This window comes from Pseudomonas yangonensis (genome assembly GCF_009932725.1).
In the GTDB taxonomy this organism is placed as follows: domain Bacteria; phylum Pseudomonadota; class Gammaproteobacteria; order Pseudomonadales; family Pseudomonadaceae; genus Aquipseudomonas; species Aquipseudomonas yangonensis.
In genome coordinates this window covers 131,847-156,528 of the sequence record NZ_BLJU01000027.1, presented here as the reverse complement: position 1 = coordinate 156,528, position 24,682 = coordinate 131,847, and the positions used below count along the sequence as shown (strand labels likewise).

Annotated in this window: 24 protein-coding genes and 1 pseudogene; 9 read left to right on the top strand and 16 right to left on the bottom strand. The window is 59.1% G+C overall.

What is annotated here, in order from left to right; all coding sequences use genetic code 11:
- A partial coding sequence (locus GYB81_RS22665) for an MFS transporter (RefSeq protein ID WP_178106600.1) occupies positions 1 to 222 on the top strand: 222 nt, incomplete at its 5' end.
- A gap of 289 nt (positions 223 to 511) precedes the next feature.
- On the opposite strand, the gene GYB81_RS22660 is transcribed toward GYB81_RS22665, so the two are convergent.
- From GYB81_RS22660 to GYB81_RS22625, 8 genes are all read right to left on the bottom strand, one after another.
- Positions 512 to 961, bottom strand: a complete 450-nt coding sequence (locus GYB81_RS22660; protein ID WP_233787658.1) for a helix-turn-helix domain-containing protein — start codon at positions 959 to 961, stop codon at positions 512 to 514.
- A gap of 491 nt (positions 962 to 1,452) precedes the next feature.
- Complete coding sequence (locus GYB81_RS22655) at positions 1,453 to 2,931, bottom strand: aldehyde dehydrogenase family protein (protein ID WP_161866901.1); 1,479 nt, start codon at positions 2,929 to 2,931, stop codon at positions 1,453 to 1,455.
- Between the two features lie 228 nt (positions 2,932 to 3,159).
- The gene (locus tag GYB81_RS22650; protein ID WP_233787656.1) at positions 3,160 to 3,738 is read right to left on the bottom strand and encodes a nuclear transport factor 2 family protein; all 579 of its coding nucleotides are present in this window, start codon (positions 3,736 to 3,738) and stop codon (positions 3,160 to 3,162) included.
- A gap of 300 nt (positions 3,739 to 4,038) precedes the next feature.
- Complete coding sequence (locus tag GYB81_RS22645; RefSeq protein ID WP_161866900.1) at positions 4,039 to 5,751, bottom strand: sigma-54-dependent Fis family transcriptional regulator; 1,713 nt, start codon at positions 5,749 to 5,751, stop codon at positions 4,039 to 4,041.
- A gap of 457 nt (positions 5,752 to 6,208) precedes the next feature.
- Positions 6,209 to 6,946, bottom strand: a complete 738-nt coding sequence (locus GYB81_RS22640) for an SDR family NAD(P)-dependent oxidoreductase (protein WP_161866899.1) — start codon at positions 6,944 to 6,946, stop codon at positions 6,209 to 6,211.
- 132 nt (positions 6,947 to 7,078) lie between these two features.
- Positions 7,079 to 8,008, bottom strand: coding sequence for a LysR family transcriptional regulator (locus tag GYB81_RS22635; protein ID WP_161866898.1), 930 nt, complete (start codon positions 8,006 to 8,008; stop codon positions 7,079 to 7,081).
- A 295-nt stretch (positions 8,009 to 8,303) separates the two neighbouring features.
- Positions 8,304 to 8,594, bottom strand: a complete 291-nt coding sequence (locus GYB81_RS22630; protein ID WP_161866897.1) for a hypothetical protein — start codon at positions 8,592 to 8,594, stop codon at positions 8,304 to 8,306.
- The gene (locus GYB81_RS22625; RefSeq protein ID WP_161866896.1) at positions 8,591 to 9,409 is read right to left on the bottom strand and encodes an NAD(P)H-dependent oxidoreductase; all 819 of its coding nucleotides are present in this window, start codon (positions 9,407 to 9,409) and stop codon (positions 8,591 to 8,593) included. Before GYB81_RS22625 ends, GYB81_RS22630 begins: the two co-directional genes overlap by 4 nt.
- An 89-nt stretch (positions 9,410 to 9,498) precedes the next feature.
- On the opposite strand from GYB81_RS22625, the gene GYB81_RS22620 reads away from it, so the two are divergent.
- Complete coding sequence (locus tag GYB81_RS22620; protein ID WP_161866895.1) at positions 9,499 to 10,437, top strand: LysR family transcriptional regulator; 939 nt, start codon at positions 9,499 to 9,501, stop codon at positions 10,435 to 10,437.
- A gap of 205 nt (positions 10,438 to 10,642) precedes the next feature.
- On the opposite strand, the gene plzR is transcribed toward GYB81_RS22620, so the two are convergent.
- Together plzR and GYB81_RS22610 are read right to left on the bottom strand one after the other, a co-directional pair.
- Entirely contained in the window at positions 10,643 to 10,909 is a 267-nt protein-coding gene (gene plzR, locus GYB81_RS22615) for a PlzR type 4 pili assembly inhibitor (RefSeq protein ID WP_161866894.1), read from the bottom strand.
- Positions 10,910 to 11,377: 468 nt separating this feature from the next.
- Positions 11,378 to 12,342: pseudogene (locus GYB81_RS22610) on the bottom strand (bifunctional GNAT family N-acetyltransferase/nucleoside diphosphate kinase regulator).
- Positions 12,343 to 12,575: 233 nt separating this feature from the next.
- On the opposite strand from GYB81_RS22610, the gene GYB81_RS22605 reads away from it, so the two are divergent.
- Positions 12,576 to 13,748 (top strand): hypothetical protein, encoded by a 1,173-nt coding sequence (locus tag GYB81_RS22605; protein ID WP_161866892.1) that lies wholly within the window; start codon positions 12,576 to 12,578, stop codon positions 13,746 to 13,748.
- 10 nt (positions 13,749 to 13,758) lie between these two features.
- Entirely contained in the window at positions 13,759 to 14,478 is a 720-nt protein-coding gene (locus GYB81_RS22600) for a ferritin family protein (RefSeq protein ID WP_161866891.1), read from the top strand.
- 53 nt (positions 14,479 to 14,531) lie between these two features.
- Here GYB81_RS22600 and GYB81_RS22595 read toward each other — a convergent pair whose 3' ends face one another.
- Complete coding sequence (locus GYB81_RS22595; protein ID WP_161866890.1) at positions 14,532 to 14,786, bottom strand: DUF2061 domain-containing protein; 255 nt, start codon at positions 14,784 to 14,786, stop codon at positions 14,532 to 14,534.
- 38 nt (positions 14,787 to 14,824) lie between these two features.
- Entirely contained in the window at positions 14,825 to 15,334 is a 510-nt protein-coding gene (locus tag GYB81_RS22590) for a ferritin-like domain-containing protein (RefSeq protein ID WP_161897957.1), read from the bottom strand.
- A gap of 278 nt (positions 15,335 to 15,612) precedes the next feature.
- On the opposite strand from GYB81_RS22590, the gene GYB81_RS22585 reads away from it, so the two are divergent.
- On the top strand, positions 15,613 to 17,094 hold the full coding sequence (locus GYB81_RS22585) for an FAD-dependent oxidoreductase (protein WP_161866888.1): 1,482 nt from the start codon (positions 15,613 to 15,615) through the stop codon (positions 17,092 to 17,094).
- Between the two features lie 24 nt (positions 17,095 to 17,118).
- On the opposite strand, the gene GYB81_RS22580 is transcribed toward GYB81_RS22585, so the two are convergent.
- The 3 genes from GYB81_RS22580 to GYB81_RS22570 all read right to left on the bottom strand — a co-directional run bounded on the left by GYB81_RS22580 (position 17,119) and on the right by GYB81_RS22570 (position 18,808).
- Entirely contained in the window at positions 17,119 to 17,556 is a 438-nt protein-coding gene (locus tag GYB81_RS22580) for a DUF2383 domain-containing protein (protein ID WP_161866887.1), read from the bottom strand.
- Between the two features lie 88 nt (positions 17,557 to 17,644).
- The gene (locus GYB81_RS22575) at positions 17,645 to 18,109 is read right to left on the bottom strand and encodes a ferritin-like domain-containing protein (protein WP_161866886.1); all 465 of its coding nucleotides are present in this window, start codon (positions 18,107 to 18,109) and stop codon (positions 17,645 to 17,647) included.
- 129 nt (positions 18,110 to 18,238) lie between these two features.
- Entirely contained in the window at positions 18,239 to 18,808 is a 570-nt protein-coding gene (locus GYB81_RS22570) for an ATP-dependent Clp protease proteolytic subunit (protein ID WP_161866885.1), read from the bottom strand.
- Positions 18,809 to 19,213: 405 nt separating this feature from the next.
- Here GYB81_RS22570 and GYB81_RS22565 point away from each other — a divergent pair, with 405 nt between their 5' ends.
- Positions 19,214 to 19,627, top strand: a complete 414-nt coding sequence (locus tag GYB81_RS22565) for a CopD family protein (protein WP_161866884.1) — start codon at positions 19,214 to 19,216, stop codon at positions 19,625 to 19,627.
- A 79-nt stretch (positions 19,628 to 19,706) separates the two neighbouring features.
- Here GYB81_RS22565 and GYB81_RS22560 read toward each other — a convergent pair whose 3' ends face one another.
- Positions 19,707 to 20,165: a DUF2231 domain-containing protein gene (locus GYB81_RS22560; protein ID WP_161866883.1), complete on the bottom strand. Its 459-nt coding sequence runs from the start codon at positions 20,163 to 20,165 to the stop codon at positions 19,707 to 19,709.
- Between the two features lie 147 nt (positions 20,166 to 20,312).
- On the opposite strand from GYB81_RS22560, the gene coxB reads away from it, so the two are divergent.
- Genes coxB through GYB81_RS22545 form a run of 3 tightly spaced genes read left to right on the top strand, consistent with a single transcriptional unit; the run spans position 20,313 to position 24,084 of the window.
- The gene (gene coxB, locus GYB81_RS22555) at positions 20,313 to 21,203 is read left to right on the top strand and encodes a cytochrome c oxidase subunit II (protein WP_161866909.1); all 891 of its coding nucleotides are present in this window, start codon (positions 20,313 to 20,315) and stop codon (positions 21,201 to 21,203) included.
- Positions 21,200 to 23,731 carry a cytochrome c oxidase subunit I gene (ctaD, locus tag GYB81_RS22550; RefSeq protein WP_161866882.1) on the top strand — a complete coding sequence of 844 codons (2,532 nt, stop codon included), beginning with the start codon at positions 21,200 to 21,202 and terminating at the stop codon, positions 23,729 to 23,731. Before coxB ends, ctaD begins: the two co-directional genes overlap by 4 nt.
- Positions 23,731 to 24,084, top strand: coding sequence for a hypothetical protein (locus tag GYB81_RS22545; protein WP_161866881.1), 354 nt, complete (start codon positions 23,731 to 23,733; stop codon positions 24,082 to 24,084). The genes ctaD and GYB81_RS22545 overlap by 1 nt, the downstream gene beginning before the upstream one ends.
- Positions 24,085 to 24,682 lie beyond the last annotated feature (598 nt).

Here is a 24,682-nt window from a genome sequence, read left to right as displayed (position 1 = left end):
GTGCAGAACAGCGAGAACCCGCGGCACTGGCAGGAGTTCTTCTTCGACGAATCCTGGCTCGAGCACCTGCGCCACCACGGCCGGGTAACGCGTGCCGAGCAGCGCATCGAGGCTGCCGCCCGGCAGTTCCAGACGGCCGGCGTGGCGATCCGTATCGATCACTTCCTGATGCCGGCCCGGCAGGCTCTGGCAAGTTCAGAAATACAGCATGCTGCCGGTTAGCTATAAAAGTTGCATATTGCAATGAGACGGCAAGCCTTATTCATACAACGCTACGCTTGCGTGCTGTGCCGTTCAGCGGCCAACGTGTCTGCCAAAACCTCTTGGCACATCCTCGCAGCGAGTAGTTCTGAATCAGTCCGTCGAAATTTTGATAATTTGCGTGGAACAACGTTTTTTACGCAATTGTAACCATCCAGTTGCAACAAAATCCGATGAGGCCTCATTTCAAATCAAGTGTCTGCGCCCCTCTCTCTACGGTGGAGAACTTTATAAAAAATGTATGAGATGGTCAGGCGTTGGAGGCATATATTTTTCGCCAAGTTTGTGGCGACAAGCCTGTTTTTCGCTTAAAGACACGGCAAAAGTGTGCCTGATCACAGAAGCCGTGATGTAGGGCAACGTCGCTTAAGGAGCGCGTAGAGCAAAGCATAAATTGCTGCGCAGCCTTCACACGCATGGTCGCTACGTATATTAACGGGGTCATGCCGGTCGTTTGTTTGAACGCATGTGTGAAATGGCTGACGCTCAAACTTAGCAGTGAGGCAAGTTCAGTTGTTCGTATGCTGTTACTGATATTGTCATTTATGAACTTGTCTACTCGCGATATCTGCCAGCTCGCCAGCCCTCCGCGAGGCTTGTGTGGGTTTTGTTTGTTATACCTAGTAGCCGTTAGTAGACTAATTGCCTGATTCAGATAAGTCGAAGCGATATCGGGGTCACGATAAATTGCCCTCTCCATCTCCATTAGCAACGTCAATAGTCGTCTTGCTTGTTCTGCACGCTCAGTGCGACTGACGTCACTGTTACTCAACATGATACCCGCATCGATACTTCCGCTCATAGCTCACGCCCCTACTCGGGTGGTTAATTCATGAGTTTCGTGTTAATTACGAGATGGCCAGCTGGTTTTGCTTTCAAAATAATCGAGGTCACAACAATTACTTGAGAAATGTTTCTGTTATTTGTAGCGCCGCCAGTATTTTTGGAAGCCAATAGAAGGAGCGCGTCAACTCTTTCGGCACACACCTGTTGAAATCGACGGCTGCTCCCTTATACCGTGCTTTTATGGCCTCCCAGATGGGGAATCCAGATGAACTAGACATCCAACTGCGTGATATTTATTTGCCAATATCCATTGACATTCTCCTGATTGCTCTGTTGAGCGACATCTTGACAGTCGAAGTCGGAGTTGAAGATATCTGCACCCGTATGGATGTTCGCGCCATAACCTCAAAGCACATCTATCTGGCCTGGGTTGAGCGTTATCGTTCTGATCTCGGTGAAGTCCTCAATCGCAGCCACACCATTCAGACGGCCGAGCCCCGACTGTTTGGAACCGCCCTCCTCGGTGTCTTCGCCGAGTGCGCCCCACTCGTTGATCCAGACCATGCCCGCTTCGATACGGGGTGCGATCCGCAGCGCTTTGGAGAGATCGCGCGTCCAGATGCTCGCTCCCAGGCCATAAATGCTGTCATTGGCCAACACAATGGCCTCCTGTTCCGTCGCAAACCTTTGCATGGTGACCACCGGCCCGAACGTTTCTTCCTGGACGATCGGCATCGTCGAATCGCTCACCTCCAGAAACGCGGGGCGAAAGAATGCCCCTTTCGACAGCGGGCCTTCGGTTACCGGACCACCTCGCACAATGGTCTGCGCGCCCTGCGCAATGGCGCGCTCAACCAGGTTATCGACGCGCTCGACGTTCTCGCGGTCGATCATCGGACCCATGTCGCTCGACAGGTCTGCAGCAGGCCCGACCTTTACCGCACGCAGGCGTTCGGCAAAGCGCTTGCGAAACTCATCGGCAATCCCTTCCTGCACGATCACCCGCTGCCCGGTCACACAGAACTGGCCGGCAAACACCGTCACTGACTTTTCCAGGATGGGGAGCGCGAGATCGAGATCGGCATCGTCGAACAGGATCGATGGCGTCTTACCACCGAGCTCCAGGCCAACGCGCTTGAAGTGTGGTGCGGCGCTGAGCGCGATCGCCTTGCCGGTGCCAGTGCTACCCGTGAAGCTGATGATCGGCACCTGCGGCGAGGCAACGAGATGCTTGGCTCCATCGCCAGTCTCGTCGCTAAAAACATTGATCACGCCGCGGGGCAGTGCCGTTACGTTGCTGAATATCTTGGACAGGGTCGAAGCGACCTGCGCGCTCTTGCCTGGCACCTTGACGATTACCGCACAGCCGGCCGCCAACGCAGGTGCGAGTGACCGTATCGTCAGAATTATCGGGGAATTCCAAGGCACGATGATTCCCGCCACGCCCATCGGCTGTCGCATCATCATCGCTATTCTGCCCGGTCTGGAGTCCACGACCCGTCCGGCCTCAGTGCGCGCGATACCGGCAAAGAATCGCAGTGACGGCGCGCAGAGATCGACTTCAAAGCCAGCCTCGCCTTGAATCTTGCCGTTTTCGGTGCAGAGTATCTTGATGAGTTCGCCCCGATTGCGTTCGAACGCGTCTGCAAGATTGTCGAGCACGCGCGCGCGCAGCTTGCGATCATGCACCCAGTCGGTCTCGCGCATTGCACGTTTCGCCGCGGTGATGGCCGCTTCGGCGGTTTCAACCCCCCCTTCGGCATAGGTACCTATGACTTCATAGGTGGCAGGGTTGATGGATCCACGGATCGTATCCCCGCTCATCCACTCGCCACCCACCCAATTCAATGCATGTCTGGACGGGTGTGGGGTATGAATATTCATGGCTAACTCCTGCATATTGCCCGGTGTGAAATATCGGGACCTGTCCCGGATGGCCGCGATCTGTTGGTGACCATTACGTCACTCTGGTTGGCGCCAACGGCATCTCTGGAAACGGTGCACAAAGAGAGATTGGTAATGATGCTCTCCCCTCTGCGCGCTATCTGCCGGCATGCCAGGAGCTCGTTCTCTGGGATGCCGGCACAAGGCTGGTCCTCGCGACCGAAATCGTTAATCCGCGGCCACCGTAAAGGGGGCTGAGTTCGCAGAGGTCTTCACAGTCCAGGAGCCAGACTGTCGGAAGGAACTGGCAGACGCGTAGGTATCTTCCATGAACTGGAAATAGGTCATCTTGCCGTCACGCACCTTGGCATGGATGGAGAATGGCGACGTGAATACCTGGTCGACTGCCACGGACCGATAGGTGAACTTGCCGAAAATCGCGACGTCCTCACCGGAGGCTATTTTAGTGCTGATGGTAAAGTCTTCGATTTTCCAGTAATCCTGGACCTGCAGGAATAATGAACTAAAGGCTTTCGGTCCCTTGTTTGTACCCGTCCAAGGCATGATTTCCCTCAACTCGGGGTTATCGAAGTTGAGCGAAACATAAGTGGCGTCGGGCGCAGCCAGCTTCTCGGCAGCTGCTTCAACTTTATCGGGCGCAGTATTGGCCAGGAACTCCATGACTACCGAAAGTGAAGCCGCGGACTGTGCTTCGCTAGTTAACTGCGCTACCGCGGGAGTAACAGTGACAATGCACGCAGCGAGCGTGATTGCTGCAAACAGCGACTTGATTTTGAGGATGATCATGAGCTTTCTCCGTTTAACTACCGTTTGTGAGGCGTGAAACCTAATACGTCGCTAAGTGCAGGGACGCACTCAGCAACTGGTAGTACTTCAGCAAAGGGTATGCCATCATCGCGGGGTTTATGGAAAATCTATATTTATCAGCGAGATAGCCTTGCAGCAGAAGAGATTTGGCTCAAATCTATTGTTTATCGAAGAGGGGCGGAACTTATCATTTGATAAAATTTGGCAGCGCACTGATTATTTGGTTAACGTCACAAAAACTTCGTAATCGATTTGACCTGTCCGCGAAGGTAAGCGAGCTCACTCAGTCGCATCCTCATCAAGGATGCCGCTCTTCTTGAGACGGTAAGCCAGCGCAGGTCGAGTTAACCCGAGGATTCGAGCGGCTTGCGCAACGTTTTGCTGAGCGAGGTCCATTGCGCGTCGCATCAGCTGCTCTTCCACCGCTTCCAGGCTTATGTTTCGTTCGAAGATCTGCGTGACCCAATCGGCTGAGCTTTCCGTGTTTTCAGCCTGGATCAGCGAGCCATCGGCGTTGAGACGATCACCATGCAGAGCCCCCGCTTTTGGGGAGACGGCAAAAAGAGCGTCCTGCCCTATGGTTTCGTTGCTGTCAGTCAGAATGACGCCGCGCTCAAGTACATTCTCCAGTTCGCGGATATTGCCCGGCCAAGCGTAACTGAGGCACAGCGCTAGAGCCTTGTCTGACAAACCTAGCGTGCGCTTGTGATACTGCAGATGAAACTTGCTTAGAAAGTGCTCGACCAGCAGCGGCAGGTCCTCAAGCCGCTCGCGAAGCGGGGGGACCTGAACCGGAAACACATTTAGGCGGTAATAAAGATCCGCGCGAAACCGGCCCGCCTCCACTGCATCGGCGAGGCTCTCATTGGTGGCAGCAATGACTCGCACATCGACCCTGTGGGTCCGAGAACCACCCACGCGTTCGAGTTCCCCTTCTTGCAGCACCCTAAGTAAGCTCGCCTGCGCTCTGGGCGTCAGTTCTACCACTTCATCCAGAAAGATGGTCCCGCCGCTGGCGCGCTCGAAACGCCCCGGGCGGGTCTGATTGGCGCCGGTAAAGGCCCCTTTCTCAACGCCGAACAGTTCGGCCTCGATCAAGTCCTGCGGAATGGCAGCGCAGTTCACCGCAATAAACGCTTGCTCGGCGCGGTCGCTGCGAAGATGGACGCTCCGTGCGATTACCTCCTTGCCGACGCCGGTTTCTCCAAGCAACAGGACCGAGATTTTGCCCTTGGCTGCCTTGTCGATCGTCTTGCAGACCTTCATGTAGGCGGGAGAACGTCCTATACCGTAGTACTGGCCCTCTTGCCTCTCCAGGCATGTGCGCAGCGAACTGATCTGCGATTGCAGTTCATACAGCTCCTCGATGATTGGATCGGCTTGAAAGTAGCGTCTGAACTCCGCGGCGTTTTCCCACTGCTCGGCGGGTTTGCCAATAATAATGCAGCGCTCATCGCCGCACCCGCGACAGCTGGTTTCCTGGATGATGATCTCGCGTTTCATGAACGAGGAGCTGTACGCACATGCGTAGCCAAGCAGGGACCAGCAAACGGGCTCATCCATCAGGCCCACCTCGGTCAGGCAGCTCTCGACCTCAAAGGAATCAATCCATTCAAGCTCGCAGTAAAAATGGCCAGCCTCCTGGTCCACTTCCAACTGAATGGGCTTCGCATTGACCATGCCCTTCAAGGAATGCAACTGCGGTCCAACCAGAAACATTTCCAGCTCAGGACTGTTCGGCCTCAGCTTGCGGGCCATTTCGGCGTCTTTGAGTCCGGATTGGTAGCCAAGTCGCAGGAAGAATCCCTTGGCGCGCTCGATACCCAGGCTATTGATGAGTTCACGGCGGAAATTTGCCATCGCCGATACCTGCATCAGCAACATGCGCTGCTCGCCGAACCAGATCTTGCCTTCTGTGCTTTGAAAGCGAATCTGCTCACTCAGGTCCTGATAGTCGGAGTATTTAAGCGTCGAGTTGTAACGGGTAGTCATCAGTAAGGCCTCGATTGTTGTTTTGGGGAGGTCTGGATTGATTTCGCCCCTGGATAAGAGGTGCGAAACGAGCATCTGTGATGCCAACCGGTACGAGTCCGTGCAGCGTGTTGAGCAAGGGTTATCTTCACAACGCGAAGCTATCTAGATAGCGCTCTCCGGCTCTTCGGAAAGCACCGCAGCCTCGATTTGTTGTGGTCAACGACGAAGGCTGGTCACTGCAACCGCTAAGAGGGGCGATCCATATACAGACGGCCGATACCTGCAGCCAGACTGGACATAGCTGTGGACAACAACGCACGACTTACCAAGTAAAAGTCGAGTCAATATCTACGACCTTTACCCGACCAGGAGCCCGACATTCGGTAAATGCCCGCTCGTGGGCCGGGCGAACGATATGACTGACGACTACACCAGCAATGTCAGGCATTCCCTTTCCGGGACATGCATTGCGACTCTATGCATTCGCACCGCCGTCGACCGTCAGGCTGATGCCAGTCACCATGTTCGCGGCAGGGCTTGCAAGAAATACGACTGCGTTGGCGATTTCTCGCGGCTCGGCGTAACGCCCTATCGATGTCAGGCCTCGCTGGAAATCAGCACTTTCGCCATCGGCAGGATTCGCCTCAGTATCGGTCGATCCGGGCAGCACAAGATTGACCGTAATGCCCTGCGGGCCCAGTTCACGTGATAGGCCACGGGTGAACGAGAGAAGTGCCGACTTTGACATGGCATAAGCCGTGATGCCCGGAAACGGGACTCGCTCAGCCAAAGCCGACCCGATCGAAATGATACGGCCTCCTTCGCTCAGGTGGGGTATTGCGGCTTGTGCCGCCACAAACGGCCCGCGGACGTTAATATCCATCATCGCTTGGAATTCTGCGAGGTCGACCTGCGCGACCGGTCCCGCCAATCCGATGGCGGCGCTGTTGACGAGAATATCGAGGCCTCCCAGTGTATCGACGGTCTCCCTGACGGCCCGCTGGATAGCCGCCGGATCAGCACTGTCGGCCTGAATGGCCAAACCACGGCTACCCCTTTTTTCCATGGAAGCCACAATGTGTTCTGCCTGCGCAGCAGAGCGCCGATAAGTGATTGCAACGTCCGCGCCGTCTGCTGCCAAGGCCTGTGCGATCGCGGCACCAATACCGCGTGAGCCTCCTGTCACCAGTGCGCGCTTGCCAATGAGATTCATACTGTGCCCTCCATGAAGGCAAAAAGGCATGTCAGACACAGGTAAAGCGCCTGTTTGGGAAAGGATAAGCCAGGGCTTACCTACCCATAATCCAGAGAAAAATGAATAGCTGTTTCGGTTTTCTCGAACGATTCAACCCTGTGGGCGCATATGGTCTGTCAGCATCTGATCCCAGATCGGCGGGTTACCAATCTGCTCACTGAGAAAGCTACTAAGCGCACGCAGTTTGGGCGAGGCTCTCTGCGACTGACGATAGACCACAGATATATTGCCGCCACGGGGCGCATAGGGCTCCAGCACCTCTTTCAACTCACCATCCACGATGGCCTGCGCGGCCAGGAACGTGGGCAGTATCGCAAGCCCAAGCCCCGCCTTGGCCGCCTCCATCAGCTGATGACCACAATTGGTACGCATCCGGCAGCGCACACGGAATGATTCCAATGCGTCGTTCACCGGTAGCGTCCACATGCCATGTGGTTCTCGATTCACGTACAGCATGGCGAAATGCTGAGCCAGGTCTTGCGGTGCTCGTGGTGTGCCATGACCATTCAGGTAATCAGGGCTGGCGCAGATGATATGGCGGTTGGGAGTAATGGTCTTGGCCACTAGGGAAGAGTCCGGCAACTCGCCAATACGAACCGCGGCATCGAAACCCTCTTCCTGCAAGTTGACGCGCCGGTCATCGAACTCGACGTCCAGATACAGCTCAGGATATTGCTTGGCAAAAGACGCCAAAATCGGCGTCAGATATCTCATGCCGAACGCCATCGGAGCAGCGATGCGCAGATTTCCACGAACACTGGACTGGGGCGTCAGAACGGCATTCTCGGCATTTTCTATGTCAGCGAGAATAGCTGTGCAATGACGGTAAAAAACCTCACCCGACTCAGTCAGGCGAGTCTGCCGGCCACGCTCCAGCAGGATGCATCCCAGGCGTTTTTCCAGTTGCTGAATGCGCTGGGAAACCATCGACTTGGCCGTGCCCAAACGACGAGCGGCCTCGGAAATACTCCCGGTGTCCACTACAGCCACGAAAGTATGCATCTCAGATAGTTTATTCATGCTCTGATCCACAGAAATTGACTTGCATGCCTTCAAGCCTGACAGCCCGGGCGCAGCTGGTTCTGCACAATACCAGCAGAGAGCAGATTTATCGGCGGGATCAAGGGCCCCTAAGGGCTGCTCCGCGGAACTGATTCACATCGATTGGATAGAGCACAGCGTACGGGCACCGTCTGGCTCAGTACCGGCCCACCTCGCATCAAACGAGTCCCGGTCTGGCGCAACGTGCATGCTGCGAGCAAATCGCTGCAGCATGCAGGCCGTGCAAACGGAGTTGGTCTGAGCTGATCGTTAATCAGAAAGAAACGAGCCTCTCATAGTCTGAGAAAGGCTTGAGTGCGCAATACTGCACGTGGAGCAGATTCTGTTTAACGTAAGGCAGAGCCTCGATGTATCCACGAGCGTCTTCGAAGGTGGCGGACTCCAGCTCAAACGCTGCACCGGGACCAGCTGCCAGCCCATGGACTGCGCGAACAATGCCGTCGGCGAAGCCTTGCCAAACGTGCAATACCTCCGGTTTCGCCAGTCGCTTGAAGTCCTCTACCGCTACATCAGGACGGCGAGTCAGAATCACGAAGGTTTTCATAAAGCCCCCTCCGCTTCCAGTTGCTGCCGCTGGGTTGTTTCACCATTAGCAATGTGCGCCATAATTCCCGTCTGGCCCACTGCTACGTGCGGTTTAAGCTCGTTGCGGGGAGTGTAGTCCCCTCCGTTTTGGGGCCGGAAAGGTATTGGCGCGTTGGTGAATAAGCCCTTGAGACGTTTGCGCCAAGCCTCTTTAGCTGCGATGGCATCCGCGGCGGTCAACTTGCCGGTGCCGTATATGGCGAAGGTAGGCAGCACATCGAACCCAGGAAAATAGAGCGAACCGTGCGTGATCGGAAACAGTAGTTGCTCAAGTGGTCCGTTGATACCGCGCGGCGAGTAGTCTTCTTCGGGGCCGCCAACAGCGACTGACAGCATGGCCCGCTTGCCCTTGAAGGCCCCGTCACCATAGCGGTAGGTGTTGCCAGCGCCCTTGTAGCCATGGGCGAGTCCGGCTGCCCAGACGCGATCTATCCATCCCTTCATGATGGCCGGCATGCCGTACCACCAAAGTGGAAACTGGAAGATGACGGCATCTGCCGCTAGAACTTTGTCTTGCTCTGCCGCCACGTCAGGGCTCTGGCGGCGATGACGATAGGCGTGGGCGGACTCTGCGCCGAACGACAGCCGCTGAGGGTTGGCCCGCTCAGGGAAGTCGTGCTCGTCGAATATCGCTTTCCAGCCCATGGCGTATAGATCGGACTGCAGGACCTCGTGCCCTTGCGCAGTCAAGCATTCAACAGACACATCCACCAGTTGCCGCGTTAGCGAGGAAGGCTCGGGATGGGCATAGATGATCAGTACTCTTTTTGACATGAAGGACGACTCCGCTGTGATGTCGCTGGAGTGTCGCGGGGCTCGGCCCCTCTGTGAAATCGCAAAATTTTCCTGCTAGCATAAATTCGATGGATACCAGACGCCTTGATCTCAATCTGCTTGTGACGTTGGAGGCCCTTCTCATCGAGCAGAACGTGACCAGGGCCGCCGCCCGTCTGCATTTGAGCCAGCCAGCAGTCAGCGCGCAGTTGAGCCGCCTGCGCGACGTCTTCAACGACCCTCTTCTGATCCCCGCGCAGCGTGGAATGACCCCCACGGTCAAAGCCTTGGAGCTGCTCGTCCCGCTTCGCCAAGCATTGGACCAAGTAAGGGCCACCGTCACTACTCATCTGAATTTCGAACCCGCGACGGCGAGCCTGACGGTATCAATCGCCTGCACGGATTACGTGCAGGCGGCCTTGATCAAGCATCTCGTTGTCGCCATGCGGCGCGAAGCGCCGGGTGTCCGTATCGCACTGCGCATCCTGGACGTACCACAGCTGGAGCTGCAGATGACCCGCGGCGAAGTGGATCTGGCGGTGATCAACATGAACGGAGCCCCGCCCGCGCTGCACTCGCAACACCTCTACGATGAGAGTTACGTGCTGATCGGGCGTCGTGGGCATCCAAGCCTGCGTGCGGGCCTGACGGTGGATGAGTTCGCGCAGCTGGAACATGTCGTGGTGTCACTGCGCGGCGGAGGCTTCTCTACCTCGGTGGATAACGCCTTGGTAGCGCGGGGACTGCGGCGTAACGTAGTTCTGTCAGCGTCGTCATTTCTTCCAGTACCGGAGCTGGTCGCGCAGTCCGACTGTGTGGCTCTGGTTCCACGTCGTCTCGTGGAGGATCAAAGCGAGAAGCTGCTGTATATAGAGCCCCCTTTGCCGGTGGAAGGTTTTTCAATTGGCATGTTCTGGCATGAGCGGTCAGATGGGCACGCAGGCTTCAGATGGGTGCGTGAGTTCATCACTCTGGTAGCCGATTCTCGAGCATCCGGTTCAACTGAATCGAACAGCCAGGCTAGGTAGTAATCGCATTATCCAAATGCGGCCTCTTGTAGCTCGCAGGGTATTTGCGGCCTCAAGCCGAAAATACTGATCGTCTGCTTCTGACTGAAAGCAGCCCGATCAGCATCAGGAGCGACCCGTGAATACGAACGATTGGCCGCACGATGAGTAAGAAATAGATGGGACATGGCGTTACCTTCCCTGGTGGCGAAGTCAATTTCGGGGTTCAAGACACCGAGGAGATTTCCAACTCTTCCACAAGCGCTTCCTGATGACGCTGGCCGCTTAGCTGGCTAATTAGCTCCCACTGCTGGTCCAGCTCTTCATTGATGGCCTGCATGCGCTCGATCATGCGCCTAGCTGAGCTCTGAAGTGCTGCATCCTGGCTTCGCAGCTGTTCGAAGGACATAGCAGTTACGGATGCGGTCATGTGGGTCATGCTGCGAGCCATAAGACTCAGCAATTGTATCAACTGATCTTCCTTGCCAGACATGGCGTACTCCTTCAGAGGCTATGACCAGCGTAGCTGATGGTTTCTCTAAATCTGAAGGTAGCACTGTAAGCCAACAAACATAGATCAAGTACGACCTCAGCTCTACGCGCCCTCGCCCAGAGGGAATGGCCTTTCTCTCAACCCTACACCACAGTGGGTTGCCTTCCTGAAACCCCGTAGAAACGCGCCCTCGAAGCTGGGCATCAAAAACCGATCGATCGAACAGCGAATGACGGCCAATCCGACGGATGGAGCAGCGTGAGAACTCGCGTGACGCTTGGCCATGAGAGGCGAAACCCCGGTAACTATCCACGTACCTCTATCACCGCTTCCCTGTTTGTCGTGAAGCGTTAGCTGGGCATCGACGCATGGCCAAGATCGCCTTTAGGCCTGCAGTTGATGCCAACGACCGTCCCCTGACTCGGACGGTCATTGGTGCCTGATGGACGAGCGCTGAGCCGCAGGCAATTACAGGTGGAAATCGCCCGCGGCTTCTGGCTGGTAAAGCACTTTCCTGATCTCGATCCGGCGGGTCCTGTCAGAGATCCGCCAGTCGATGGCGTCTCCCTCCTGGTAGCCAAGGATGGCGGTGCCGATGTCGGAACACACGGAATGTTTGCCGGCACTCCCGTCCGCGTCTTCAGGGTAAACCAGAGCCACTTCGATCTCTTCATCGTCGAGCTGCAGCAAGGCCCTGGAGTTCATCGTTACGACATTGCCCGGCACCTGCTGCGGCTCGACCACAACGGCGCGCTCAAGCTCATGTTCGAGTTCGACAACGGCCGGGCCCTGCTCGAGCGCGATCAGGCTCTCGAGTCTGGCCTTGTCGAATTCGGTGATGTAGATCGCGGGGGCGTTATTGAAGGCATCTTCGCGCAAGAACTGCAGATAGCGTCCCGCCGTCATGGCAAATGTCTTCAATGTCGGCGTTTCGCTCTCAAGCACGAAGCCGCTGCGCATAAAGGCTTTGTGCGAACGCAGGTTGTCCGGATGGATCTTGGCGATCAGCTTTTCCGCCCGCATCTCCAGAAACGCCAGTTTCATGCCTTCGAGGATCGTGCGGGTGCCAAGGTTCTGGCCCCACTTTTCGCTGTCTCCGATGGCCAGGACTATCTCGCAATCCGAGCCGGTTTTGATCAGCCGGACAAAGCCCACCGGGGCATCATGCCGGTCATAGGCCATGAAGAATCGGCCGCCCCGGTTGAATAGATGAGTCAGGATCGGCAACTGAGTCCGATCGATGGCTTGTTCGATGGTTCGGGCAACATGACGCGAGTCACTCAGATAGCAAGTTACGCGCTCATCTTCCAACCAATCCATCAACGTCAGCGCGTGTGCCCGAGTAATTTCAGGGCACAGCGAAATGAAAGGCTCGTTCATCTTCACCACACAGCAATTTGTAAAGAATGAAAGCCCTTCATGGCTATGGCCATGACGGTTCTTTCGGCAACCGGCTACTTTAAGCCATAACGCGAATAAAGCCGAACCGTCCGCGTATTTTTCCGGTTCTCGGTTCTCTGGGTGCGGCTCCGAGCCAGCCGGCGCTCAGGCGAATCAAGGCATTCAGCCACCCCTGCCGCTCATCGCCCGACTGCAACATCGCCTCTGTACCCCCACTCCAGTCTGAAAGGCTCTCCTGCCTTTGGACCAATCTGGAGGAACACAGATGGAAACCCTGACTAGCCTGTTCGACACCAAGGGCTGCCCCTTGGAAAAACAAAAATTCACCTGGCGCGAAATGGCCGGCAAGCCCATCAGCAAGCTGGACGACGATGCCTTTACCCGCGTGCGTATCATTCTGATGAACGGCATCGAAACCGATGCCCTACGCCTGAAGAACATCGGCGCGCGCTTCAACGGGCACCTGCGCCAGGCGCTGGCCGAGGTGCGGCGCACCGAGCAGCACCAGGCCACGATGGTTAACTGGCTGCTGTCTGCTGATCACTCGCCGTTGGAAACCACGGTGGCCTACGAACAGGTGGCGATCGAGGTAACCGCAGCCGTGGCGCAGACCGAACCTGATCCCTATCAGGCGCAGACCTACCGCTTCGGCCTGCTGGAAGATTTCGATCACCTTTACCGCTATTCGGCGATGCTTGATCGCTTGGAGGGCAAGGACGCGAACAACATCCTCCAGGGCTACACCGACATCATTCCCAGCCGCCCGACCACCGTGCATCACCGCGCGCCCGAGGATGATCTGCGCGACTCCTATCAGCGCGAAAGCGCGGCGCTGATTACCAAGATTCACGCAGCGATGATCACCGCAGCCGAATACCAGACCCACGATTACTACATGACCATCGGTCCGACCTTCGCCGATCCCCTCGCCCGCCAGCTGTACGCGGAAATTGCCTCGGTCGAGGAGCAGCACGTGACCCAGTACGGTTCGCTGCAGGACCCTGATGAAAGCTTTCTGGAGAAGTGGCTGATCCATGAGGCGATGGAGGTGTATGCCTACAACAGTTGCATGGAGCAGGAAGAAAACCCGCGCATCAAGGCGATCTGGGAACGTTTTCTCGACTACGAGCAAGGCCATTTGCACCTGGTCGGCGAGCTGTTCAAGAAGTACGAGCGCCGCGACCCGGCGGAAATTCTCGGCGGCTCGGTACCCAAGCTGATCGAGTTCAAGAGCCAGCGCGAGTTCGTGCGCAAGACCCTGGCCGAGGAGATGGACCTGCGTGCCAAGGGCCACGACTACGTCGACAAGAAGCACGAGGGCCACGCCAGCCGCGACTATCGCAACCACCTGAACTCCGAAGGCGTCCCCGCCGAGGTGGCTTCCGCGGGCTATCAATGGGCCCCGGGTACCGAGCTCAGCCAGAAGAAAATATCCTGAGGATCACGTCATGCAAAACGCTACCAAGATGGGACTCAACTACACCGGCGTGCAGATGTCGCCAATAGACAGTGAAGCCATGCTCAAGGCCAGCCAGGAAGTGCCGCCAGACGTGCCAGGCAATGAGGGCAAGCTGGCGGCGGTCCGCAGCGAGGAAGTGGCGCGGGCCGACAGCATTGGCTCGGTGCCCTTGCCAGGATCGGTCAAGGGCATGATGAAGGCCGCGCTGAACAAGCTGACCGGCGTCAGTCCGGAAATGCTCATCGACAAACTCGGTGAGAGGCTGGCCTTCGAGCGCACCGGGGTGCGTCTGTACGAAGCGCTATTGGCCAAGGCATCGGTGATCGAGGTGGTCGACAAGACTCAGCTGCAAACCCTGCAGCGCTTTCGCGCCGAGGAAGCCGAGCATTTCGAACTGGTGGTGGCTGCCATGGAAAAGCTCGGGGCTGACCCATCGGCGATGACGCCCTGCGCCGATGTCGTGGGGGTGACCGGGATTGGTGTTTTACAAACCATCAGCGACCCGCGAACCAACCTGGCGCAGTCGCTCAACGCACTGCTCACGGCAGAGCTTACCGATAATGCTGGCTGGGAACTGCTGATCGAGCTCGCCGACACTTGCGGCCAACCTGAGATTGCCGAGAGCTTCTACAAGGCACTGAATCAGGAGCAGGTGCATCTGGAAACGATACGAAGCTGGCTCAGGGATGAGGTCGTAAGGCAGGTATAGCGCAGCAGCGCGGAGGGGCCGACGGCCCTTCCGCGCGGTACTGATAAGGGGCTTTAATCGCCGCGTAACAATTGCCGCAAGCTGCTCAGTATGCGGCCATGGCTACCCTTCCCCGAGCTCTCGCTCTGCTGGTCTGCCTTGTTTTCGAGGCGATTCCAGAACTTCTCGTGGAAGTAGTACGCGACCGTATTGCACGCCGGCTCCAGCAGCGCAATCAGGCCACCGGTTAGGAGGTCGCCGGTCAGCGCAAAGGCGATACCGAAGGCGATGGAAAAATGCAGGATGGCGAAGGTGAAGGTCTTCAGCATGGAAGGCCCCAGCACCGGCTTGCCGGTGCTGGGTTTGCTCAACGCTTGGCTTCCAGGTCAGGCGAGGCGCTGCGCTGGAGAAACGCCGCGGTGATCTGTGGCAGGTGCTCGCGCAGCCAGTCCGCCATCGCGACTTCCTGTTTGAGGATTTGCTCGCAAGCAGTCTGGGTCTGGGCGTCGCCGACCTCTTCGGCGGCGGCGATCAGCACCGTATAAGCGGCGATTTCCACGTTTTCGAAGACGTAGCCGCTCATCGCACCTTTGACCACCTCATCGCTGACGGTCATGCCGGCAACAGCCTGGCCGAACGCCGTAACCTTGGCGGAGAGGTCCTTGAAGGTCGACGGGCTGCTGCCCAGCCGCTGCAGGCAAGACTCCAGCAGTTCGCGTTGGCCGCGGGTCTCATCGATGTGCTGGACGATTCGCGCTTTCAGGTCCGGGTAGTGTTCCAGGCGCTCTGATTGAGCGGTGAGCATTTTCTCTGCTTGCTGCTCCATGGCATGGGCGTCGCGCAGCCAATCCAGCAGGTTGTCTTTGGCGGTGGACATTTGAATTTCTCCTGTCGGTCTGATCGGGCCGCCCTGCTCCAACGCCTGTTGGTAACAGGCAGAACAGAACGGTGATGACGAAGTATCTGTAAAGGGTGGTCGCGATTGCGTTGGCCCTCTCTAGTGCTGAGTCGCCCTCGGCCGCGCCGGTTCAGGTTATTTGCGAAGGCCGTTGACGAGCGGCGTAGCGCTTGTACCGACGGGCAGAAAGGTTGAACCGCGCCGCATGAAGGGGTTTCTACACGGGAACCTGTTCTTGCAGAAACGAGGAAAAGCCCATGACCGCGCTATCTGCCAAGCCTGGCTGCTGCTGGCCTGCCTCCACGCCCGAAAGCGACTTCCCCCGTCTCTCCGGTCATTGCGAATGTGAGGTCGCGGTCGTCGGCGCCGGTATTGCCGGCTTGAGCACTGCACTGGCGCTGTGCGAGGCCGGTAAGTCGGTGGTGGTGCTCGAGGCGAGGAAGGTCGGCCGTCAGGTGACCGGCCTGTCGACCGCCAAGGTCACCACGCAGCACGCGCTGATTTACCGCGACCTGATCGCCAAGGCAGGCCGCGCTACGGCGCAATCCTATGCAGACGCCAACAGGCAGGCTCTGCAGCGCATCGCCGACTGGGTCGAGCAATACGCGATCGACTGCGATTTCCAGCGTCGTTCGGCCTATGTTTATTCGCTGAGCGAAAAACAGGACGAAGCCTTGAGAAGCGAAGCCGAGGCCGCTCGTTCGCTGGGCCTGGATGCGCGCGTCGTTGAGCGGGCGCCGCTGCCGTTCGAGACCTCCAGTGCGCTGGAATTTCCGCAGCAGGCACAGTTCAATCCAGCCCGTTATCTGCTGGGTCTTGCACAAGCGGTGCAGGCCAAGGGCGGACGAATATTCGAAAATACCCGCGCCACTGACTTCGAACACCATGAACGCTGGCAGATCGGTTTCGAAGGCGGCCTCCTCAGCGCCGACAAGCTGGTGATCACGACCCATATGCCGGTCAAGACGCCGGTGGACTATGTCAGCCCGACACAGCCGCGTTGCCACGTCGCCATCGCCTTTCGTCCGAGTGATGAAAAGACGCTGGACGGCATGTTCATCGCCGCTGACGAGCCCACGCACTCCATCCGTATGGCGCAGGACAACGACGGGCCGCTGATTCTGGTGCTCGGCCCACGTTTCAATACGGGCCAGGATGCCGACGTGGCGCAGCGTTTCGTCGAACTGGAGCGCTGGGCGCGGCAGCACCTGCCGGTCGCCGAGGCTGTGTGGCGCTGGTGCAATGAGGACTACGACACCCCCGACCGCATGGCCTACGTCGGCGAGCCGGATGCGCAGAAGGCGCCCGGCCTTTATCTGGCCACCGGGTTCAGCGCCTGGGGGATCACCAATGGCACCGCATCCGGAATCGGCTTGGCGCAGCAGATCGCCAGCGGCCACTGGCCCTGGGGTACGCTCTTCGATCCCAAGCGTGATGCGGGGGAAGATCTCAATCAGAGCAGCGACAGCCATACTCTGATCGATGACGTGCAGGCGCTGAAGCCCGGACAGGGCGGCGTCATCAGCCATGGCGAGGACAAGCTGGCAGTGTGGCGGGATGACAGCGGTAAGCTGCATGCGCTCAACGCGGAGTGCACGCACATGGGCTGCCCGGTGACCTGGAACAATGCTGATCGCACCTGGGACTGTCCGTGCCATGGTTCGATCTTCGAGGCTGACGGCAAGGTAAGGCACGGGCCTGCCTGTGAGCCGCTGGCCAAGCGTTCCGTGCCGGGCTGAGCCGTCCTTCGTTTCGTCAGTAACCTAGAGCCGCGCGCGGATCAGTCTTTCGAATTCGATGCTGCGGCTGTTGTGCTCCTGCAACTGCTGACGAAACTGCGGTGACAGCTCTTCGGCCAATAGTTGCTCGAAACCGTGACGAATCTGTTTTTCGGTGCGCAGTGCAGCGCGCAAGCGAGCCCGGCCGCGCTCGGGTCTGTGTAGCGCAGCGATAAAGCGGTTCCAGGCATGACGAAGCACGCCCGGCACACTTGGACGCTCAGCCGGAATGCCGCCGTAGGTGAGAATCTGGTCATGCAGGCAGTCCATCAGCAGCGCGCACTGCTGCGCTCGTTCGCTGAGCAGTCGCTGCTGCTCGGACGTGCGAGTGCCGCCTGCAAGGCGCCCATAGCTCAGGCTGGCGTCGTGGCTGGTCATCAGAAGGTGGTTGAGCTGGGTGATGGTCTTGTCCAAGGTCGGCATGCGTTGCGCCTCCTACGCTTGCTGACACTTACGAAAATGAACCAGCCGGGTGCGCGCGGTGATGCGCGACACCCGGCAGATAGCGAGATCAGCTCTTGGCGCGGACCACGTCACGCATGGCTCTGACCTCGTCGTGATTGCGCAGTACGCCCTGATACTGGCGCTCCACCAGGGTGCGGATTTGCGGCGGCAGATTCTGAGTCAGGGCTTCGCTGTAGCGCTCCTTGGCCACGTCCTCGCCACGCTCGGCTTCGTTGAGGATCGCCTCTTCATCCTTGCCGGTGATCAGCGATTTCAGGTCGACCCAGCGGCGGTGCAGGTCGGCGCCCATGCTGGTGCTGTCCTCGGGCTCACCGCCCAGTTCGAGGACGGTACGCTGCAGCTCTGCAGCCGCTTCGGCGCACTGCCGCGAACGCTGCGAGAAGAGCTGCTTCATGTCCGGTCGTTTGACGTCTTCGGCGCAGACCTTGAAGCCCTCCTCACCGTCCTTGCAGGTTTCGATCAGCTTGTTGAGGGTGCGTACCAGGTCTTTGCGATCGTCTGTGAGATCCATAAGTCGCCTCCGGGCCGGCTAAACGGCCATTGCTTGGTGGTATGTCCCCTGACGGGGCGTACATGGATTCCGACGCTCAGGCTTCGCTGATCGTTCAGGGAAAATTCCAAGCGGTCGTCTGAATGGCGCTCAGGTATGCACGCACCAGTTCACCGACTCGGCCGGCATGCCCAGGCAGTCTTCGCGGTGGATCACGCCGGCAGCCAACGCCTCTTCGACGTTGAGAATGCGCGGCGCGGACATCAGGCACTGCAGCACGTCCAGGGGCGCCTCGGCTCCCGCCGTGCGCTCGGCGACGATGTCGGCGTAGAGCTGCAGGTCATAGTCCAGGCTCATCGCGTATTCGGACATGCGCGCATGGTCCACCGCGCCGTTGACCGTCCAGTGAAAGGGGTGGAACAGGAACTTGCTGTGCGGGCAGGCAGTGCGGGTTTCCCCTGCGAGAAAGATGATGTTGCCCATCGATTCCACGGTGCCGAGGTTATGCGTCTTGACCGGTACCGGCAGCGAGATGAGGAAGTTGTAGAGGGAGAAGCCGTAGCTGCACTCCCCGCCCATGGTGGCGATCTTCAGAACCAGCTCATCGGCGCCCTGATGGATGGCCTGGCTGCATTTGTCGATCAACTGGCCACAGGTGTAGGAGTTGATCGGTGCGGTGAAGTGCACGACGTGAGTTCTCATGATGTTCTCCTCTGCCATGAAGCACCTTTGCGATGTCGTCTCTTGAAGTGAGTGAAAACTAAACCCTGGGTTTCAATTTTTCTGCCCGTCATGATCCGTGGCGCCCTGCACAATTCAGGCAAAAAAGCTTGAACGCAAGCGAGGTGCTGCAACTCTGTTTGTTTCAAGGGAGGCGTGCCGGGCTTCGCACCTCGGCCTGGCCGGCGCACTAGCGCCACGACGAACGAGCATCTCTGCTTCCCCCGGGCCGCCGCAGCGTCTCCCTCCTTCTCCTTGCGGCGGTTCCTTCTTTTCCTTCAGGGGGACGATCGCGGCTCGTTCAGGAGAGCGGCCGAACTCAGACACCGTCAGGCAGTCACACAGTCGTGGCCTGCCCCTCCAGGGCCATGTGCTCGAAACGAACGGACGCACGGGAAAGCATCGATGCCACTGCTCAAACTGCTGCATTTCATGGCGCTGATCGGATGGTGCGGCGCGCTGCTGTACCTGCCCGCGATGATCGCCGCAGGCACGCGCAGCAGCGACGATCTGTTCTACCGCGACCACGCCCACCTTACCCGCACCATTTTCAACCTGATCGCCACGCCAGCTGCGCTGCTGGCCATCGGCTCGGGCACGGCGCTGTTCCTGCGTGAGTCGATCTTCGATGCCTGGCTGATCGTCAAACTCAGCACCGTCGCCGGCATGGTGCTGTGCCATGCCTTGTGCGGCGTGCTGATTCTGCGAATCGAACGCGTCACCGACCCTGCGCTGCGCCGCGATTGCCTGTTGATCGGCCTGCTGCTGGTCGCGCTGATCAGCGCCACGCTGTGGCTGGTGCTGGCCAAACCTTTCTGACCACGGAGTATTCGAGAACATGCATGCCCTGCCCCTCTCCCCCTATCCACCAGTGGCCGGCAAGCAGGGGGTGAGTCGTTCAGCGTGTATCCACACCGACGCCGTGTTCATACACCAGGCGCCCGCCCAGATAAGCCGCCAGACCGATCAGGGCAGCGGTCAGCAGCGACAAGTACAAACCCCAGCGCTCCATGCCCTGCTCCGGGCCGGCATAGCGCAGCAGCCAGTTCAGCGATGCCAGCGACAGCATCATCACGGCGATGATGGCGTGGCACCAGGCGGTGATCTTGCGGCGGATACTGCCGACGGTAAGCAGATCGACCAGTCCGGCCATGCTCGCAACCCAGCCACCGAAGGCGCCCACGCCCGCCAGCCAGAGACTGGCCCGTGCCCAGAACGGATCGGCCAGCAGCAGATAAGCAACATCGGTCGCCACCAGGCCCAGCAGTGCGGCCACCGGAAAGTGGATCATCATCGGATGCAACGGATGCCCGGCGATGGCGGCGCGACTGACGATAACTTCCTTTATTTCGGCCATCCCGGCCTCCCTGAACAGGTGAATGATGAGGTGAAACGGGAGCGTCATTGGCTGACGCCCTGTTTCAAGTTGACCACGCTGACGCTGGCAGTTCCGTTTCTCGTTGCCTGTCAGGGGCCGCAATCGGCACTCGACCCCGCCGGTCCGATCGCGCGCGAGGTGGCCATCCTGTGGTGGGCGATGTGCGCTTTCGCCACCCTGGTACTGATCGTAGTGACGGCGTTGTGGGTGCATGCCATGCGCCGCACCGGCCCGCAGGTGGACGCCGCACGGGCACGTCAACTGACGTTGCGCTGGCTGATCGGCGGCGGCCTGTTGCTGCCGACCCTGAGCATCGTGGCGCTGCTCGTGTTCGGCATTCCCATTGGCCAGCGTATGCTGCCCTTGCCGCTGAGCGGCGAGCAGCCCTTGCGCATCGAAGTGATCGGCCATCAATGGTGGTGGGAAGTGCGCTACCCGGACAGCGGCGTGGTCACCGCCAACCAGCTGCACCTGCCGGTCGATCGCCCGGTGGACCTCGATGTCACCAGCGCCGATGTCATCCACTCGTTCTGGGTGCCGCGTCTGGGCGGCAAGATCGACATGATTCCCGGCCGGCACAACCGTATCCGCCTGCAGGCCGACCGTCCCGGCACCTTTCGCGGGCAGTGCTCGGAATTCTGCGGCACCCAGCACACCCACATGATCCTCGACGTGCAGGCCCATGAAGATGAGGACTTCGCCAGCTGGCTGCAGACCCGCAGCGACTGGCAGGCCAGCGCCCTGCCCGGCCCTGCCGGCGAAGCCTTCGCCGCGCGCTGTGGTCAATGCCACCGTGTGGCGGGCGTCAGCGATGGCAATCGTGCTCCGGATCTGAGCGATATCGGCGCACGCTCGATGCTCGGCGCCGGCGTACTGAACAACGAGTCGGGCGCGCTGTTGCGCTGGCTGCAGGAGCACCAGCGGCTCAAACCCGGCAACGCCATGCCGTTGCACGACGATCTCGACCCTGACCACCTCAGTGCCATCGCCGACTGGCTGGAGACCCTGAACCCGTGAGCAAACCAAGCAACCAGGGCGTTGCCGACCCCGAGCAACTGCACGATCAGTTCAACGATGTCTGGGGTAACCCGCGCGGCTGGAAGTCGCTGACCATCGTCAATCACACCACCGTCGGCATTCGCTTCATGCTCACCGGGCTGGGCTTCTTCCTGTTCGGCGGCCTGCTGGCGATGCTGGTACGCACGCAGCTGGCGATACCCGGCTATCAGTTCCTGGAACCGGACGTCTACAACCAGGTGTTCACCATGCATGGCACGGTGATGATGTTCCTCTTCGCGGTGCCGATGATGGAGGGCCTGGCGGTCTACCTGATTCCGAAAATGCTCGGCGCACGTGACCTGGTGTTCCCGCGCCTGTCGGCGCTGGGTTATTGGTGCTACCTGTTCGGCGGGCTGATCCTGTGTGCCAGCCTGCTGTTGGGCATAGCGCCCAAAGCCGGCTGGTTCATGTATACGCCGCTGTCCAGCGCGGTACACACGCCGGGGCCGAATTCGGATTTCTGGCTGATCGGCATCACCTTCGTGGAAATATCCGCCGTGTCGGCCGGCGTCGAGCTGGTGGTGTCGATCCTGCGTACCCGCGCCGAAGGCATGGCCCTGAACAAGATGCCGATCTACGCCTGGTACATTCTGGTCATGGCCATGATGATCGTGGTCGGTTTCCCGCCGCTGATCCTCGGCAGCATCCTCCTGGAGCTGGAGCGCGCCGTCGGCATGCCGTTCTTCGAGGTGGCGCGCGGTGGCGACCCGATTCTCTGGCAGCATCTGTTCTGGCTGTTCGGTCATCCCGAGGTGTACATCATCTTCCTGCCGGCGGCGGGCATCGTCTCGACCCTGCTGCCGGTGTTCTGCCAACGGCCGCTGGTGGGCTATCGCTGGGTGGTGCTGTCGGTCCTGACCACCGGGTTCATCAGTTTCGGCCTGTGGGTGCATCACATGTTCACCGTGGGCATCCCGCAGTTGGCGCAGGTGTTCTTTTCAGCCGCGAGCATGCTGGTGGCGATCCCGACCGGCATCCAGGTGTTCGCCTGGATCGCCACGCTGTGGGTCGGCAGGCCGCTGTACCACGTGCCGATGCTGTGGCTGGTAGGATTTCTGGTGATCTTCGTTTGCGGCGGCCTGACCGGCGTGATGCTGGCCCTGGTGCCCTTCGACTGGCAGGTACACGACACCCACTTCGTTGTGGCGCACATGCACTACGTGCTGGTCGGTGGCATGTTCTTTCCGTTGCTGGCCGGCATCTATTACTGGCTGCCGCACTTTTCCGGGCGCATGCCGTCGCTGCGCCTCGGCAAGTGGGGTTTCTGGCTGGTGTTCATCGGCTTCAACCTGACTTTCCTGATCATGCACTGGACAGGGCTGATGGGCATGCCGCGGCGCATTTACACCTACCAGTCCGGCCTGGGCTGGGACTTGCCCAACCTGATCTCCTCAGTCGGCAGCTTCATCATGTCCATCGGCATCGCCACGGTGCTGCTGGATATCGTCCTGCACTTTCGCTTCGGCCAGAAGGCGTCCAACAACCCGTGGAACGCGGACACCCTGGAGTGGAGCACGCACCTGCCGCCCAGCGCCTACAACTTCGTCAGCCTGCCGCCGGTGCCTACCCGCCACCCGATGTGGGACCAGCCCGATCTGGGGGAGCGCATCGACAGAGGCGAGTTCGCCCTGACCGTGATCGACCATGGTCGGCGCGAAACCTGGGGCGTCGAACCGCTGACCGGCAAGGTTCGCGAAATCGTCCATTTGCCCGGCAACAGCTGGCTGCCCTTCGCGGCCTCGGCATTCATCGCGATCATGTGCCTGGGATTGCTGAGCAAGTTCTACTGGGTTGCGTTGGCGGCCTGCATCATCGCCGTGGCGGTGCTGCTGCGCTGGAGCTGGGAGAACGGCGCGCATCCGCTGGCGGCGCCGGATGCCCGTGTGCAGCCTGGTGAACCCCCGCTGCACTCACGTACCTGTGACGGACCGGGACTTTGGGGCATGGGCGTGACCCTGCTGGCCAATGGTGCCCTTTATCTGTCGCTGTTGTTCGGCTGGTTCTATCTGTGGACCGTGTCGCCGAACTGGCTGGTGCCGGACGACCCGGTGATCGATCAGCGCCTGCTCCTGGCCAGCGCGATACTGCTGAGCGCCGCCGTGTTCTGGCAGCGGCCGGTGCTGCGCCGCCTGCGTCAGGGCCAGGGCGAACCGCGCGCGCTGCTCACCTGCTTTGCCGGCGTGGCGCTACTCGGCGCACTGCACGCCGGGCTGCTGCTCTGGGCTTTGCTGGCTGGCGAACTGGCGCCACGTGCTACCGCACACGATGCGGTGATCACCGTCATGCTCGGCTACAGCCTGGTGCATGGCGTGCTGGCGGCCATCCTCAGCGCCTTGCAGGCGCTGCGCGTGCGTTACGGCTATGTATGCAAACGCACCCCTTACGAGCCGCTGGTGGTGCAGCAGCTCTGGCAATACAACTTGGCGGTGATATGGATCACCTATGGCAGCGTGGTGCTGTTCCCGTCCACCTTCGGAGGTGCGTGATGCAACCACTACGCAGCCCTTACAACCCGGTCCACATCCCACTCGGGCTGGTACTCTGGAGTATCTGGTTCGTCATGATCTACGGCGGTCTATCGGTGGGCTGCGCGCTGCTGCCGCCGGAGCCTGCACAGGGCCAGTGGACCTGGCTGAACGGGCTGCTTGCCCTGCTCAGCCTGCTTACCGCGATTGCGCTGCTCATGCTGGCGCGCCTGTTTCAGCGCGCCGCCAGACAAGACCATGCGAGCCAATCCGAGCGTTTCGTCGCCCGTCTCGCAGCCGGTATCAACCTGATCGGTGCCATCGCCACCGTCTTCGTCGCCTTGCCGATCCTCACCCTGCCGCCATGCCTGTGACCCCTTTCCTCCTTGCTGCTGCCCATATGGCCATGCAGCTGAGTGGAAACATTCAGTCGTCTTGAGTGCCGTGCCGCTCGGCTGACGGTCTTTTCCGGAGTTGTCGCAAGGGTGTGCTTCGGTAACCGGGATGGATGCAGGACAACGCTCAGCACCCTGACTGATAAATGGCCCCGCCGATGCTCGGACGCAGCCTGCAGCTGATCCGGACCTGTTGGCGCCTGTCAGCGCAGCGTTCGATGGCAACAGTGCGAGAAACCCCCTTAACTCCCATTAGCGCATGTTTCGGGCGTGCTAACGTTTTGTACAAGTTTCATCCAAGTTCAGCGGTTGTCGTAAGCGCTCGGCGAACACATGGTTCACATTTGGTTCAGGTTATTTTTTTCGTCACAGCCAATCCAATATTTTATTACGCCGCGCAACACGCTGTGGCCAAACGAAAAATTGGAACGGAAATTCATATGGATGTCTTTCGTCTCGAATGAAAGTCGCAAGCGGCGCCAGGCGTATAATTTTGGTAAATGCTGTCACTTTGAATTTATTTTTTACCAATCGTCCCAACTGTTGGTATGCGCTAGATTCATCGCTATGTTCATGA